This window comes from Micromonospora sp. WMMD967 (assembly GCF_029626165.1).
Taxonomy (GTDB): Bacteria; Actinomycetota; Actinomycetes; order Mycobacteriales; family Micromonosporaceae; genus Micromonospora; species Micromonospora taraxaci.
This window is the reverse complement of sequence record NZ_JARUBK010000001.1, coordinates 7,046,790-7,060,610: the sequence shown is the minus strand read 5'-3', so window position 1 is coordinate 7,060,610 and position 13,821 is coordinate 7,046,790. Positions and strand designations below refer to the sequence as shown.

Genomic DNA, 13,821 nt, shown 5'->3' with positions numbered 1-13,821 from the left:
GGATGGCCGAGCCGCACGACCTGACCGCGTTGGAGCAGGCAGCCGCCGTCGCGCGTGGCGAGTTGTCCAGCGTCGAGCTGGTCGAGCATTGCCTGGGCCGGGTGGCCGCGCTCGGCGACACCGTGGGGGCGTTCGTCACCGTCACCGAGGACCTCGCCCGGCAGGCCGCCCGCGCCGCCGACGCAGTGCCGGTCGAGGCGCGCGGCCCGCTGCACGGCGTGCCGACCGCCATCAAGGACCTGACCCTCACCGCCGGGGTGCGCACCACCTTCGGTTCGGCGGCCTTCCTCGACTTCGTCCCGCCGGTCGACGCCGACGTGGTCCGGTTCATCAAGGCCGCCGGCCTGGTCAGTCTGGGCAAGACGACGACTTCCGAGCTGGGTTGTTCCCTCTACTCGGAGGGTCGGGTCGCCCCGCCCGCCCGCAACCCGTGGCAGTTGGCGTACACCGCTGGCGGGTCCAGCGGCGGCGCCGCGGCGGCGGTGGCCGCCGGGCTGGTCCCGGTCGCCCAGGGCTCCGATGGTGGTGGCTCGCTGCGCATCCCGGCGTCGCTCTGCGGCCTGGTCGGCTACAAACCCAGTCGTGGCCTGGTCTCCGGCGGACCGGTCGGCTCCGGCGCGTTCGGCCTGCCCACCGGTGGCCCGCTCGGGCGGACCGTCACCGACGTCGCCGCGCTGCTCGACGTCATGGCCGTGCCGGTGCCCGGCGAGCCCTACCTGTCGCCGACGGCGCCGCCGGAGGGCTATCTGGGTGTGGCGCGCCGGGCCGAGCCCGGCCCGCTGCGGATCGGCCGGTTCACCACGCCGATGCTCGCCGACGAGCCGGTGCACCCCGACTGCGTGGCCGCCGTGGACACCGCCGCCGCGCTGCTCGCCGCGGCCGGGCACGAGGTGGTCGAGGTGCCGCCGCCGCTCACGCCGACGGTGTGGCCGCTGTTCGAGATCCTCTGGTACGTGTTGGCGCTCGCCCCGGTGCCGCCGCAACGGGAGGCGGAGCTGCTGCCGTTGACGCGGCTGATGCGCGCCCGGGGCGCTGAGATCAGCGCCGGCACGCTCGCCGCCACCCTGGGGGAGTTGCAGGCGCAGGTCCGCCTCGGCACCCGCCGCACGGCCGGGGTCGATCTGCTGCTCTGTCCCACCCTGGCCGCCCCGCAGGCACCGGTGGGCTGGTTCACCGCCGATGGTGACCCGGCGGCCGACTTCGACAGGCAACGCCGCTTCTCGCCCTACTGCGCCGTCTTCAACGTCACCGGCGATCCCTCCGTCTCCCTGCCGGTGGGCAGCACGACCGACGGACTGCCCGTCGGGGTGCTGCTCACGGGCCGGTACGGTGACGACGCGCTGCTGATCGCGACCGCTGCGCAACTGGAGAACTCCAGTGACGGATGGGATCGGCACCCCGCAATCTGGCGGGCCGCCGACTCCGCTAACGTGAATGGTGACGGCGTCGGGTGGTCGGCATCATGATCGTCCATTCGACCCGGCTGTTCGAGGTCGTCCTTCTTCCGCCTGGGGGCGTTGGGATTGTCTGTTACCGAGACGTTGCTGGTCTTCGTCGGCATCCCGCTGGCCGCGGTGCTGGTCATCACCGGTCTCACCTACGCCGGCAGCCGTGGTGGTGCCACCACCGGCGGGGGTGGCCACAAGCGCTACCGCCCGGGCCGGCCCTTCGACTTCACTCCGGTCTGGTTCCTGGGCCGCCCGGAGCAGCTGGCCGACTCGGCCGGCACCGCGCTGACGGCGGGGGCGCAGGCGCCCGCGCTGACCAGCCGCAAGCTTGAGCAGGCCAGCGTCGAGGCGCCGGCCGGTGGAACCGGAGGCGCAAGTGACCGTTGGTGAGAAGCAGACCGGGTCGGAGAATCCGCCCGAGGTGCTGGACGGGCCTTTCTCGACCCGCCAGTTGCTGCGCATCGACGAGGCGTTGCGCCTCGCCGACCAGGGCACCGGCCTGGTCTTCTCGGTCTTCGTCGGTGGTCTCGACGAGCCCGTGCGGGAGCACGCCCAGCGGCTGCACCGCCAGCTCGCCGACCCCGACAAGTCCGTGCTGATCGCGGTGTCGCCCAACCAGCGGCAGCTGGAGATCATCACCGGGCGGTACGCCCGCAAGCGCATCCCGGACACGTACGCGAAGCTGGCCGCGCTCTCCATGGCCGGCGCGTTCAGCGGGGGCGACCTGGCCGGCGGCATCATCAACGGCCTCGACCAGCTCGCCAGCCACGCCGGCAAGGGCTGATCCAGACATACGACGAAGCCCGGCCCGCTGGAAAGCGGGCCGGGCTTCTCGCGTTCAGCGGGGCCAGGCGGAGGGATCGAGGCGCATCGGCCACGGCTCGTCGATTTGCACCGGGTCGTCCGGGCCGACCGTGCCGAGCAGGTTGTAGTGAACGCCCTTCACCAGCTCGTAGCGGTATACGACGGGGCCGAAGTCGCCGCGCTCGACCCGCCAGTAGGCGGGGATGCCGGCCTCAGCGTAGAGCGACGGTTTGGTGAACCGGTCATGCCGACGGCTGCTCGGTGACTCCACCTCGACGACAAGTGCGACGTCCGCTGCTTCGATCCAGGTGCCGTCCCTCGGGGCTGTCGGCTTCAGCACCGTGACATCGGGGATGAGGTTGCCCTCGACGGCTCGAAGCCCCGCTTCCCGGATAACCCGCCAACCGGCCGGCGCCGCCGATCGAAGGGCCGCCCGTAGCTCATCCGCCAGTTCCTGATGCCCATAACCCGGGGGTGGTGTCACGTGCAGGCTCCCGTCGATGATCTCGTAGCGGTTCCCGTCCTCGGGCAGGTCGGACAGGTCCTGCTCGCGCCAGCCCCGCTCCGGGGGTTGCCACTGGTAGGTCGGCTGTGCCATCGCGTCCACCTCCTTCCGCAACCATAACGGCCCGGGCCGGCGTGAGCTCTCAGCCCACACCGGCCCGGGCCATGTACTCGCTGGTCAGCTCTGCTGGGCGTCCTTCGCGCGGGCCTTCAACGCCCGCACCACACCGTCGCGACCCTCCGCGACCAACCGGCGCAGCGGGCCGGGGTGCCCGTCGCCGGCCAGCCACGCGTCGGTGGCCGCCACAGTGTCGTCCTCCACCAGATAGGTCGGGTACGCCAACTGCGCGAACTCCTGCGCCGGCTCGCTGTCCCGAGTGGCCCACACCTGGGCGACGTTCGCGAAGTACCGCTCCCGGTACGGGGCGACCAGCTCCACCTGCGTCGGGTGCGCGAAGCCCTGCAACAGAGCCCGGTGCCGCCAGTTCGGCAACGCGTCGGGGCCGGTCAGCAGCGCCCACAGGGCGGCCTTGTTCTCCGCCGTCGGCACCAGAGCCTGGGCGTACGCGGCCTCCCGCTCACCGCTGGCGGTGCGGTCGCCGGCCAACTCCGCCTCGATCTCGGCGGCACCCGCCGCGCCGTTCGCCACCAGAGCGGCGAGGACCGACCACCGCAACTCGGTGTCCACGGTCAGCCCGGCCGGGATGCCGGTGCCGTCCAACCAGCCCCGCAACGTGGCCAGGTCCTCGTCGGAGCGCGCCGCCGAGGTGAACGCACGAGCCCAGGCGATCTGGAAACCGCTGCCCGGCTCGGCGTTGGCGAGCGCGTCCCGGGCGGTCCGGGCCAGGTCGGCCCAGCCGGTCGGCGCCCACGCCGGGTCGGCGTACACGGTGAGCGTGGTGGTCGCCTGCCGCAGGGTGGCGGTGACCAGGTTGATGTCGGTCTCGGCCGGCAGCCCGCTCAGGGTCAGCGCCACGTAGTCGCGGGCGGACAACTCCGCGTCGCGGGTCATGTCCCACGCGGCCGTCCAGCACAGCGCCCGGGCCAGCGACGACTCGAAGCCACCGATGTGCTGCACCACGTTGGCCATCGACCGCTCGTCGAGGCGCAGCTTGGTGTAGCTCAGGTCGTCGTCGTTGAGCAGCAGCACGTCGGCGGCGCGCACACCGCGCAGCTCGGCGAGGTCGGTCCGCTCGCCGGTCACGTCCACCTCGTACCGCTCACGGCGGACCAGCCGCCCGTCGGTCAGGTCGTAGAGACCCACACCGATCCGGTGCGTCCGCAGCGTCGGGTACGCGGTCGGCGCCTCCTGCAGGACCGCCACCTGCTCGTACGTGCCGTCCGCGCCGATGGTCACCTCGGGGCGCAACGTGTTGACCTGCGCGGTCTCCAGCCACTGTGCCGCGAACTTGCGCAGCTCCCGGCCGGAGGCCGCCTCCAACTCGGTGAGCAGGTCGTCGAAGGTGGCGTTGCCCCAGGCGTGCTTGCCGAAGTAGGCCCGCAACCCGGCGACGAACGGCTCCTCACCCACGTACGCGACGAGCTGCTTGAGCACGCTCGCGCCCTTGGCGTACGTGATGCCGTCGAAGTTGACCTCGACGGCCTCCATGTCCGGCATCTCGGTGTAGACCGGGTGGGTGGAGGAGAGCTGGTCCTGCCGGTAGCCCCAGTTCTTCCGGATGGACAGGAACGTCGTCCACGCCTCGGTGAACCGGGTGGCGTTGGTGTTGCACCAGTGGCTGGCCCACTCGGCGAACGACTCGTTGAGCCACAGGTCGTTCCACCAGCGCATGGTGACCAGGTCACCGAACCACATGTGGGCCAGCTCGTGCAGGATCGTGTTGGCCCGCTGCTCGTACTCGAAGTCGGTGACCTGCGAGCGGAACAGGTAGTGCGACTCGGCGTGCGTGACGCAGCCGAAGTTCTCCATCGCGCCGGCGTTGAAGTCGGGCACCCAGAGCTGGTCGTACTTCGGCAGCGGGTAGCGCACACCGAACTTCTCGTGGAAGAAGTCGAAGCCCTGCTTCGTGATCAGGAACAGGTCGTCGGAGTCGAGGTAGCGCGCCATCGACGCGCGGCAGAACACCCCCAGGTCGATGCCGTCGTGGCTGTCCCGCACCTCGTGGTACGGCCCGGCGCACATCGCCGTGATGTAGGTGCTCATCCGCGGCGACTCGGCGAAGTGCAGCGTCTTGAGCGCCTCACCCGCCGGCTCCTCCCGCTGCACCGGCATGTTGGACACCGCCCGCCAGTGCGCCGGCACCGTGGCGTGCCAGGTGTAGACGCTCTTGAGGTCGGGCTGGTCGAAGCAGGCGAACACCCGCTGCGCGTCGGCGGTCTCGAACTGGCTGTAGAGGTACGTCTCGCCGTCCACCGGGTCGACGGTGCGGTGCAGCCCCTGACCACTGTTGGAGTAGGCGAAGTCGGCGTCGACCACCAGCGTGTTGTCGCTGTCCAATCCGGACAGCACCAGGCCCTTCTCGGCCGACCACTCGGAGAGGTCGACCGGGGTGCCGTTCAGCGTCGCGGACCGTACCGAGTCGGCGGCCAACTCGATGAACGTGCTCGCACCTGGTTCTGAACAGCGGAAACGAACCTCGGTGACGGACCGGAACGTACGGCCGTCCGCCGCCAGCACGGCGCTCGACAGGTCCAGCCTGATGTCGTACCCCGTCACGTTGAGCAGGCGGGCCCGCTCGGTCGCCTCGACCTGCGTCAGGTTGCGCACTCCCGGCACTGTTCGTCTCCATCCCACATCACGCCAACGCCCGGCGGCGTCCGTCTCCCAGCCACTCGTGGCGGCCGGCCCGATTCGAGTCTTCCACGTGCGGGCAGCCCGCGGTGGCCGAGGTCACGCTCTCATTCAGGTGCCGCTCGACGTGCCGTGGGGTGAAGATTCCGGTGAGACGCCGGAGCGCCGGCGCCCCTGTTGAGAAGGGACCTCACCGTGACCGATCGCGTCACCGCCGACATGTGGTTCGACCCGGCCTGCCCGTGGGCGTGGATCACGTCACGCTGGCTCCTCGAGGTCGAGCAGGTCCGGGACGTGGACATCCGTTTCCACGTGATGAGCCTCGCTGTGCTCAACGACGGCCGGGACGAGCTGCCCGAGGAGTACAAGTCGTTCCTTCGCACCGCCTGGGGCCCGGTCCGGGTCTGCATCGCCGCCGAGCAGCGGTACGGCAACGACGCCCTGCGCCCGCTCTACACCGCGCTCGGCACCCGGATCCACCTCGGCAAGGAGGAGCGGCAGCGTGAGCTCTACGTCGCCGCGCTGACCGACGCCGGCCTGGACCCGGCCCTGGCCGACGCCGCCGACAGCACCGACTTCGACGAGGCGTTGCGGGCCAGCCACGAGGCCGGCATGCGACCGGTCGGCCAGGACGTCGGCACCCCGGTCGTGCACGCGCCCGGCCCGGACGGCAGCCCGGTCGCGTTCTTCGGCCCGGTGATCACCCCGGCCCCGAAGGGGGAGGCCGCCGGTCGGCTCTGGGACGGCGTCCTGCTGGTCGCCGGCACGCCCGGTTTCTACGAGCTGAAGCGCACCCGCGAGGAGGGTCCGATCTTCGACTGAGCGGTGCGGAAGGGCCCCGGTACGGACCGGGGCCCTTCGTGTACGCCGCACGGCGTGTCGGGTCGCGGCCCTGCCCGTGCCGTCACCGGGACACCGCTGCGCTCGTTGGCCTGCATGTCCGCCGCAGCGACCCGCAGGGTCGCAAGCCGCAGTCCGTGGAGGCAATCCCGATGGCCAAGCACCGTGCGTCCGGTGACGATCAGCTGACCCGGCCGGGGGTGATCGACAATTCCGGAGCGGCCTACTGGTCGGTCGACGACTCCCGCTGGCCGGCGGTCCGTCCGGACCTGCCCGCCCACCTGGTCGATCTGCTCGCACCGCCCATCGTGGTGGGTGTGGCCCGGGTGCCGGTGACCTCCCGGCTCACACCGCCCGCCCCGGCCGACCCGCTGTCGGCGGCCGCCGACTCGGATCGGCCGGCCCTGCCGGATCTGCCGGCACTGGCGGCGCCCGCGGAACCCGCGCCTCCACCCCCGGCGCCGGCCGCGCCGCGCCCGGTGCCGACGCCGCCGCTGAACCCGCGGCCCGTCCCGTCGCCGCCCCCGGACCGTCCCGTGCCGGGGCCGCCCGCCTCGCCGCGCCGCAGCGTGAACAGCGGCCCCGTCGGTACCGTCCGACGGGGCAACAACGGGCCGGTGAGCGCGGGTCGACACCGTCGGGGCGTGTCCGACCGCGCCGGCTGACCGCCGCGCCGGGCCTGGTGCTTTCATCTGGTGGACGCCCTGCGGGTCCCCGTCGGCGGCGACATCGTCGCCGGTAGCGTCACGGGTATGACGGTCGTGCATCCGATCTCCCGGGCGTGGGTCACCACTGGTGGCACCGGCGCGCAGAACTACGACGAGTTCGCCGACGACGCGGAGATCACCGCGATCATCGAGTCGAACCCGCACAGTGCCCTCGGCATCGAGATGCCGCACCGCGCTCCGCAGAGCCTGGGAAAGCCGTTCCTCGACGCGCTGCCGGACGCGGTCGCCCGCCTCGCCGAGGCCAAGGCGGACGGCAGCTACACCCCCGCCGAGCAGGTGGTGGTTCTCTACCGGATCACCGCAGCGGGCGAGGCGCCCGCCTACGGGCTCTTCGCGATGGTGGACACCGACCAGATCTCCACCCGGGCCGACGAGCCGGGCCTGGTCATCCGTAACGAGGACGTGTTCATCGCCAAGGTGCGCGAGCGGGTGGCACTGGCCGAGGCGCTGGGTCACCTGCTCTCACCCGTACTCCTGCTGCAGACCGGGCGTGGCGACGAGCTGCACGCGGCGCTCGCGACGGCGACCGAGACGGCCGGCGCGCCCGCCGCGACGGACACCGACCAGGCCGGCCGCACGCACGCCATCTGGTTGCTCGGCCCCGGCCCGGAGCAGACGGCGTTGACCGCTCTCGCCGGTGGCGGAGAGCTGGTCGTCGCCGACGGCAACCACCGCAGCCTGGCCGCCCAGACCGGCGGGCTGTCCCGCTTCCTGGCCGTGGTCACCACCCCCGCGTCGGTGGCCATCCAGCCGTACAACCGGCTGATCAGCGAGCTGACCACGACGCCGGCCGAGCTGCTCGACCGGCTGCGGGCCGCGGGCGCCGCTGTCGACACGATCGACGGCCCGGTCGAGGTCCCGACGGGCGGCGGCACCGTGCACCTCCGCCTCGACGGCCAGGGGTACGCGGTGCGCCTGCCGGCCACGGCCTCCGCCCGTCTGGATAACCTCGACCACGCCCTGGTCGAGCGGCTGCTGCTGCGCGACGCGCTCGGTCTGGACCCGGGCGACAAGCGGATCACCTACGTCGGCGGTGACTACCCGGCGAGCTGGCTCACCGGTGAGGTCGACGCCGGCCGGGCCGAGCTGGCCATCCTGATCGCGCCGGTGACCGTGGAGGACTTCGTCGCGGTGAACCTGGCCCGGGAGAAGATGCCGCGCAAGAGCACCTGGTTCACCCCGAAGGCGCGCGGCGGTCTGGTCGTCGCCGAACTGCCCCACTGAGTGGTCCACCGCACGACCGTGTGACGAACCCGGCTCTCCGACGCCGCCGCTGCGACGTCGGAGAGCGCGGCCTGACAGACTGCCCGGTATGCGCGTCTACCTGGGATCCGATCACGCCGGTTTCGAGTTGAAGGTGCACCTGGCCAATCACCTGGCCAAGCAGGGGTACGAGGTGATCGACGTCGGGCCGCACGCCTACGACCCGGACGACGACTACCCGACGTTCTGCCTGCACACGGGCACCCAGGTGGTGGCCGACGAGACGGGCCTCGGCGTGGTCATCGGCGGGTCCGGCAACGGTGAGCAGATCGCCGCGAACAAGGTCGCCGGGGTTCGGGCCGCGCTGGCCTGGAGCGTGGAGACCGCTCAGCTGGCCCGCCAGCACAACGACGCCAACGTGGTGGCGGTCGGCGCCCGGCAGCACACGCTGGACGAGGCCACCGGCATCGTCGAGGCGTTCCTGAACACGCCGTTCTCGGGCAACGAGCGGCACGCCCGTCGGATCGCCCAGATGGCCGAGTACGAGCAGACCCGGCAGCTGCCCGACCTGCCCTGAGCCGGGCGGTCAGCGCGGCGAGCGGGGCAACTCCTCGCGGGGCACCCAGTTACGTCGGACGACCACCACCCGGGCCTCCGCCTCGGCCAGGTCGTCCTCGGTCGGTCGGGCCGCGTCCCGGGCTCGTAGGGCGGCGCTCAGCCCCACCTGGGACGAGCCGGACCCGACCAGCCCGCGTAGCCCTCGCTCGCCGTCACGCTCGTCGCCGCCCGGGCCCCTGCGGCGCGGCGGCGGGTCGTCCCCGTCGTGCACCCCGGCGGTGCTTGCCGTCGGGGTGTCCGTGCCGCGTCCGGCCGTGTCGGAGTCGGGGTGGTGGCGTAGCCGTCGCCGCCGTCGGTCCGGGTCACCCATCAGCCGACCGTACCCTGCCCGCTGTCGGTTCCGGCACCGTCGGGCCGTCCCGTGTCTCGGGCGGGGTCGGCGACCGATTTGCCGGGTGGCTACCCTCGGAATCAGGCGGTGGTGATGCCGTCGGTCAGGGGGAGGACAAGATGGCAGACCAGACGCAGCCGTGGGCGGAGCGGACCGTGGAGGTGCCGCCGCAGGCCGGTGTCGGGGTGCCGCAGCAGCGGGACGGGTTCCGCCGCGGCGTGGCGCCGGTCGGTCAGCCGCGCACCCCGCGGACCGAGCCGTTCCCGGTGGTCGAGCAGGAGCCGACCGGCACCGGCTGGCCCGGTGGGCCGGTCCCTCGCCAGTCGCTGAGCTCCCGGATGGCGCAGCTGCGTCGCGGCGGTGAGTGGAGTGCGGCGGCCGGGCTCTTCGCGTTCGTCTGCTGGGGGATCTGGGCGCTCTCCGGCCAGGGTGACCTCAGCGGCCCGCTGCTGGTGCTGGTGCTCAGCGGGCTGGTGGCCGTCGGCCTGTTCTCCCTGTCGCGGTTGGTCGGCCGGGTGGTGCTGGAACGGCAGATGGGTCGGGTCCGGCGCAGCGCCCGAGGGGCGCACCTGGCGACCGCGGTGTTCCTCGCCGGCCTCGGCGTGGCCTGGCTCCAGCAGACGGCGTGGGTCGTCTCCGCCTGGAACTGGATCTCCTCGAACTGATCCGGAGCGCGTACGGGCGGGTCGACCCGAGGGCCGACCCGCCCGTACGCCCGGTCGCGGCACCCCGCGACGTCGGTCGTCTCCCCACCAGGCAGTGTCGGTGCTTACCCGGCCGGCCACGGTTCATCCGTGGCCGGCCGGTCCGTCTGATACCCCGTTCGGGCCGCCGCCGGTGCGGCGGTCAGTGGGTGCCGCCGTGTCCCTCGGCATCGGCGTAGTCGCGGGCCACCCGCACCATCTCGACAAGCCCGCCGGCGTACTCCTGCGACTCGCCGTGCGCCTCGTCGAACGGCGGTTGGAAGCCGACGCCCTCCCACTGGCCGGTGGCCGGGTTCCACCGGTCGTTGCCGACCTCGAAGTCCCAGGCGAAGATGCCCAACTCGTAGTAGAGCTGGTCGGCCGAGTTGCCGGCGGCGGAGTAGAGCACGTCGGCCACCGGCCCGGTCTGGGACGGCCAGGTGACGGTGCCGCGCTCCTGGGCGATGGCGCCGACGATCCGCCGGGCGCTGTCGAGGAACAGCGTCGACTCGTCGATCGACGGTCGGGGCAGTGTGACCCGGCCGTCGGCCCGGTACGCCCCCGGCGGCCACATGAAGTACCCGCCGTAGGAGTGCACGTTCATCGCGAACTTGATGTTCGGGTGGTCCTGCGCGAGCGCGATCACGTTGCGGCTCTCCGCCTCGGACAGCTCGGCCGTGCCCGCGTAGTTGCCGGACAGACAGTTGGCGCTGGCGCCGACGTAGCCGTCGAAGTACGAGCCGACCGTGTAGTTGCGGTTGATGTCGACGCCCCACGACGTGCGGTTCTTCGGGTCGCGGGCCGGCCCGGTGCAGTGGTTGACCAGGTTCTTGCGCTGGAAGTTGTAGTCGTTGAACGAGTAGTTCGCGCCGTCGGGGTTGACCGTCGGGATGACGAAGATGTCGACCTGCTCCAGCAACTCACGGGTGGCCGGGTCGGTCCGGGCGTTGGCCAGCATCCGCTCGGCGAACTCCAACGTCACCAGCGGGGTGGCCCACTCCCGGGCATGCTCCTGGGAGTACGCGAGCACACCCACCCGGGAGCCGTCGCGGTGTACGCCGAGGCGCAGCGCCTGCACCGTCCACGGCCGGGCCGGCACCTCGGTGCCCTGCAGACCGTCGTCGAGTCGGACCGGCCCGGCGACGGGCATCGGCAGCCCGGTCGAGCCGTCCTCGACGGTGGCCCGGAACCGGTCCGGTTGGCGCGCGTTGATCGCCGCGGCGACCTCGTCGGTGGTGCTCACCGTCTTGCCCCCGGTATCGGTGGCCAGCGACACGGTCAGGACGCGGTCGCGGTAACCGACGGTCAGCGGTCGGTTCGGACGACCCGGGTCGACGGTGCGTACCTGCACACCGTTCATGCCCTGGTCGCCGAAGCGCACCGAGTCCACGACCACGGCGGCGACGGTCGGGTCACCGAGGTACGCGGCGGCGGTGCGTCGGTAGCCCTGGGTTTTGTTCGGCAGGTCGATCACGTCGACCAGGTCCCGGTACTGGCGGGCCAGCCGCTTGATCCGTGACTGGATGTCCACCGGCGTCAGGTACGCGTCGATGAAGTCCTTCTGGTAGCCGGTCGGCAGCGGTGGCGGGGCGGCGTTGGGCCAGAGCGTCGGCGTGATCGCCCGACTGACCCCGCCGAGGCTGGAGGTGGCGGTCAGCTGCACCGGTCGACCGGGCACCGGCTGGGGGAGCGCGTAGTGGTACTGGTACTCACCGGAGTCCTCGAAGCGGTAGAGCGGGAACGAGCCGGTCGCCCCGTCCGCCGTCCGCCAGCTGACGGTGATCTCCACGTCCGGGTCGTCGGTGGCGGTGGTGGCCACCTGCGCCTGGAGGAACGTCTGGCCGGTCGTGGTCCACCAGTACGCCTGCTGGACGTGGAGGGTGTCGGTGTTGGTGGCGGTGCGCTGGCCGGCCGGAGCGCGCAGTCCGGTGGCGGTGCGGGCCTGCGCCGCGCGGACGCTCTCGGCGTAGTTCCGGCTGCCGTCCCCGGCACGCTGCACGATCTGCACGGCCGTGGCGCCCTGTGCGGTCAGGTCGGCGAGTTGTGCGCCGTTCAGCACGAGGTCGGCGAGGATCCGCCCGTCCCGCGTGCGGGGCCGGTTGGCCAGGTCCGCGCCGGTGGCGACCAGCCGGTCGAGCTGCGCCTGATCGCGTAGCTGCACCCGGACCACTGCGGTTTCGGTGGCGCTCAGTGTGATCTGTGGGGCGGGGTCGGCTGGTGCCGCGGTTCCCGGTGCGGGGTGGGACAGCACTGCGCTGAACAGGATTACTGTGCTGGCGGCAGCTGTCCACCGTCGTCGGACGATCATGTGCCCTCCTGACGGATGTCGATGTCTCTGGTCCTCACACCAGTCCATAGATCGACACCTGTCAAGGTTGTGCCTGCCGCACCCCAGGCTTGACCCGCTCCGAGCTGCTGAACGCGGCAGTCGGTCGTTGACTCCCCTGAAACGAGTGCGAGTTCTGGAGCAACCCGCTGCGCCCGACCCCGCGTGACTACCTCGAAACGGGGATCGGAGGCCTGAATGAGCGATCGCGACACGGCGTTCGCCGAGTACTTCGCGGCTCGGTCCGGTGCCATGCGCGGCACCGCGTACCTGCTGTGCGGCGACTGGCACCGTGCCGAGGACCTGGTCCAGACCGCGTTCGTCAAGCTCTACCGGGTCTGGAACCGGATCTCCCGGCACGAGGTGCTTGACAGCTACGTGCGCCAGATCCTGGTCCGCACATTCCTCGACGAGCGACGGCGTGGCTGGTGGCGGCGCGAACGGGTGGTAGGCGAGGACGCCGAGCAGGTGGCCCCGCCGGACGCACCGGAGAGCCGGCTGCTGCTGCTCCAGGCACTGGCCCGCGTGGCACCACGCCAACGTGCCGTGCTGGTCCTCCGCTATTGGGAGGACCTGTCGGTCGAGGACGTCGCGGCGTTGCTGGAGTGCTCTCCGGGGACGGTGAAGAGCCAGGCGGCACGCGGTCTCGACACGTTGCGTGGCCTCCTGGCACCCACCTACAACGAGATCGGTATGGGGGAGCGATGAACGAGGACGAGTTGCGCGCGGGGTTGCGCGGGGAGATGGCGAGCCTCACCCCGCCACCACCATTGAGTACGGCAGCCACGCTTGGCGTGGCCCGGCGGGCGAACGTCCGCCACCGTGCGGTGTGGGCGTCGGTCGGGACTGCGGCCGTCGTGTTGGCGGTCACCGGCTTCGCCGCCGTCGCCACACCGGACGGCCGTGTCTACCAACCCGCGGGTCCTGGTCCGCAGGTCGCGCCGGATGCGTCGGGCGACACCGCGAAGCCGTGGCCGACCGGTCCCGACGGTCGACCCCAGGAGGACCGGACGGCACGGGCCGGCACCAGGTACGACCAGGGGGCCAAACTGCTCCGAGATGTCGTCGCGATCGTGCCCGCCGGCTACAGCACCCCGGACGACCCGCCGAACACCCTCTACGACCAGCGGACCCTGCGGACGCACCAGGCGCAGTTCGAGGACACTGTGAACGGTGTCGACAGGTGGAGTTACATGACCTCCGTGGCCGTGGCGCAGGGCGAGGCCACCGGGCGTGTCATCGTCGAGGTGCACGAGGCGGGCGCCCGCGAACTGCCCACCGAACCGTGTGCCCTGGCCCAGACGTTCTGGGGCATGGAGGGCGAATGTCAGGTCGAGACAGTAGGAGCGGCGCAGGTCGGCGTGGTGGTTCGACCCGGCAGGGACGAGCGGCTGGACCAGTGGTCGGCGTACCGGCACCCGGATGGCGTGGTGGTGTACGTGGCGCAGGGCAAGACGCTCGACGAGCTTCGGCCAGGGCTGACGAAGCTGCCGTTCTCCGTGCCGCAACTGGCGGCCCTCGCGATCGACGAGCGGTTCCACCTGAAGTGACACGGTGATCCCGGCCGCACCGGGTGGGCCCAGG

14 protein-coding genes are annotated in these 13,821 nt (G+C 71.9%); 10 read left to right on the top strand and 4 right to left on the bottom strand.

The window, feature by feature from the left end; translation table 11 throughout:
• Positions 1-2 precede the first annotated feature (2 nt).
• From O7631_RS31815 to O7631_RS31805, 3 genes are all read left to right on the top strand, one after another.
• The gene (locus tag O7631_RS31815; RefSeq protein ID WP_278147610.1) at positions 3-1,466 is read left to right on the top strand and encodes an amidase; all 1,464 of its coding nucleotides are present in this window, start codon (positions 3-5) and stop codon (positions 1,464-1,466) included.
• Positions 1,467-1,541: 75 nt separating this feature from the next.
• Positions 1,542-1,838, top strand: coding sequence for a hypothetical protein (locus O7631_RS31810; RefSeq protein WP_269683788.1), 297 nt, complete (start codon positions 1,542-1,544; stop codon positions 1,836-1,838).
• A complete protein-coding gene (locus O7631_RS31805) occupies positions 1,825-2,232 on the top strand; it encodes a DUF5130 family protein (RefSeq protein WP_088988018.1) in 408 nt (135 codons plus the stop codon). The genes O7631_RS31810 and O7631_RS31805 overlap by 14 nt, the downstream gene beginning before the upstream one ends.
• 54 nt (positions 2,233-2,286) lie before the next feature.
• On the opposite strand, the gene O7631_RS31800 is transcribed toward O7631_RS31805, so the two are convergent.
• Together O7631_RS31800 and pepN are read right to left on the bottom strand one after the other, a co-directional pair.
• The gene (locus O7631_RS31800) at positions 2,287-2,850 is read right to left on the bottom strand and encodes a Uma2 family endonuclease (protein WP_278147609.1); all 564 of its coding nucleotides are present in this window, start codon (positions 2,848-2,850) and stop codon (positions 2,287-2,289) included.
• Between the two features lie 84 nt (positions 2,851-2,934).
• On the bottom strand, positions 2,935-5,484 hold the full coding sequence (pepN, locus tag O7631_RS31795) for an aminopeptidase N (protein WP_278147608.1): 2,550 nt from the start codon (positions 5,482-5,484) through the stop codon (positions 2,935-2,937).
• A 219-nt stretch (positions 5,485-5,703) separates the two neighbouring features.
• On the opposite strand from pepN, the gene O7631_RS31790 reads away from it, so the two are divergent.
• The 4 genes from O7631_RS31790 to O7631_RS31775 all read left to right on the top strand — a co-directional run bounded on the left by O7631_RS31790 (position 5,704) and on the right by O7631_RS31775 (position 8,856).
• Positions 5,704-6,330, top strand: a complete 627-nt coding sequence (locus O7631_RS31790; protein WP_278147607.1) for a disulfide bond formation protein DsbA — start codon at positions 5,704-5,706, stop codon at positions 6,328-6,330.
• A gap of 170 nt (positions 6,331-6,500) precedes the next feature.
• Entirely contained in the window at positions 6,501-7,013 is a 513-nt protein-coding gene (locus O7631_RS31785) for a hypothetical protein (protein WP_278147606.1), read from the top strand.
• 87 nt (positions 7,014-7,100) lie between these two features.
• Positions 7,101-8,300, top strand: coding sequence for a DUF1015 family protein (locus O7631_RS31780; protein ID WP_278147605.1), 1,200 nt, complete (start codon positions 7,101-7,103; stop codon positions 8,298-8,300).
• A gap of 88 nt (positions 8,301-8,388) precedes the next feature.
• On the top strand, positions 8,389-8,856 hold the full coding sequence (locus O7631_RS31775; protein ID WP_278147604.1) for a ribose-5-phosphate isomerase: 468 nt from the start codon (positions 8,389-8,391) through the stop codon (positions 8,854-8,856).
• 9 nt (positions 8,857-8,865) lie between these two features.
• Here the strand turns inward: O7631_RS31775 and O7631_RS31770 are convergent, their stop codons facing one another.
• Positions 8,866-9,207, bottom strand: coding sequence for a hypothetical protein (locus O7631_RS31770; RefSeq protein ID WP_278147603.1), 342 nt, complete (start codon positions 9,205-9,207; stop codon positions 8,866-8,868).
• A gap of 140 nt (positions 9,208-9,347) precedes the next feature.
• Between O7631_RS31770 and O7631_RS31765 the strand changes: the two genes are divergently transcribed.
• Positions 9,348-9,893 (top strand): hypothetical protein, encoded by a 546-nt coding sequence (locus O7631_RS31765; RefSeq protein ID WP_278147602.1) that lies wholly within the window; start codon positions 9,348-9,350, stop codon positions 9,891-9,893.
• Positions 9,894-10,074: 181 nt separating this feature from the next.
• On the opposite strand, the gene O7631_RS31760 is transcribed toward O7631_RS31765, so the two are convergent.
• The gene (locus O7631_RS31760; protein WP_278147601.1) at positions 10,075-12,219 is read right to left on the bottom strand and encodes a M14 family zinc carboxypeptidase; all 2,145 of its coding nucleotides are present in this window, start codon (positions 12,217-12,219) and stop codon (positions 10,075-10,077) included.
• A 216-nt stretch (positions 12,220-12,435) separates the two neighbouring features.
• Between O7631_RS31760 and O7631_RS31755 the strand changes: the two genes are divergently transcribed.
• Positions 12,436-12,945, top strand: a complete 510-nt coding sequence (locus O7631_RS31755; protein ID WP_278147600.1) for a SigE family RNA polymerase sigma factor — start codon at positions 12,436-12,438, stop codon at positions 12,943-12,945.
• Positions 12,942-13,787, top strand: a complete 846-nt coding sequence (locus tag O7631_RS31750) for a hypothetical protein (protein ID WP_278147599.1) — start codon at positions 12,942-12,944, stop codon at positions 13,785-13,787. The genes O7631_RS31755 and O7631_RS31750 overlap by 4 nt, the downstream gene beginning before the upstream one ends.
• Positions 13,788-13,821: the final 34 nt, after the last annotated feature.

Excerpts from the sequence above, each read along its gene's own strand:
- O7631_RS31815 (WP_278147610.1), top strand. The coding sequence starts at position 3 with ATGGCCGAGCCGCACGACCTGACCGCGTTGGAGCAGGCAGCCGCCGTC.
- O7631_RS31800 (WP_278147609.1), bottom strand. The coding sequence starts at position 2,850 with ATGGCACAGCCGACCTACCAGTGGCAACCCCCGGAGCGGGGCTGGCGC.
- O7631_RS31785 (WP_278147606.1), top strand. The coding sequence starts at position 6,501 with ATGGCCAAGCACCGTGCGTCCGGTGACGATCAGCTGACCCGGCCGGGG.
- O7631_RS31780 (WP_278147605.1), top strand. The coding sequence starts at position 7,101 with ATGACGGTCGTGCATCCGATCTCCCGGGCGTGGGTCACCACTGGTGGC.
- O7631_RS31775 (WP_278147604.1), top strand. The coding sequence starts at position 8,389 with ATGCGCGTCTACCTGGGATCCGATCACGCCGGTTTCGAGTTGAAGGTG.
- O7631_RS31770 (WP_278147603.1), bottom strand. The coding sequence starts at position 9,207 with ATGGGTGACCCGGACCGACGGCGGCGACGGCTACGCCACCACCCCGAC.
- O7631_RS31765 (WP_278147602.1), top strand. The coding sequence starts at position 9,348 with ATGGCAGACCAGACGCAGCCGTGGGCGGAGCGGACCGTGGAGGTGCCG.
- O7631_RS31760 (WP_278147601.1), bottom strand. The coding sequence starts at position 12,219 with ATGATCGTCCGACGACGGTGGACAGCTGCCGCCAGCACAGTAATCCTG.
- O7631_RS31755 (WP_278147600.1), top strand. The coding sequence starts at position 12,436 with ATGAGCGATCGCGACACGGCGTTCGCCGAGTACTTCGCGGCTCGGTCC.
- O7631_RS31750 (WP_278147599.1), top strand. The coding sequence starts at position 12,942 with ATGAACGAGGACGAGTTGCGCGCGGGGTTGCGCGGGGAGATGGCGAGC.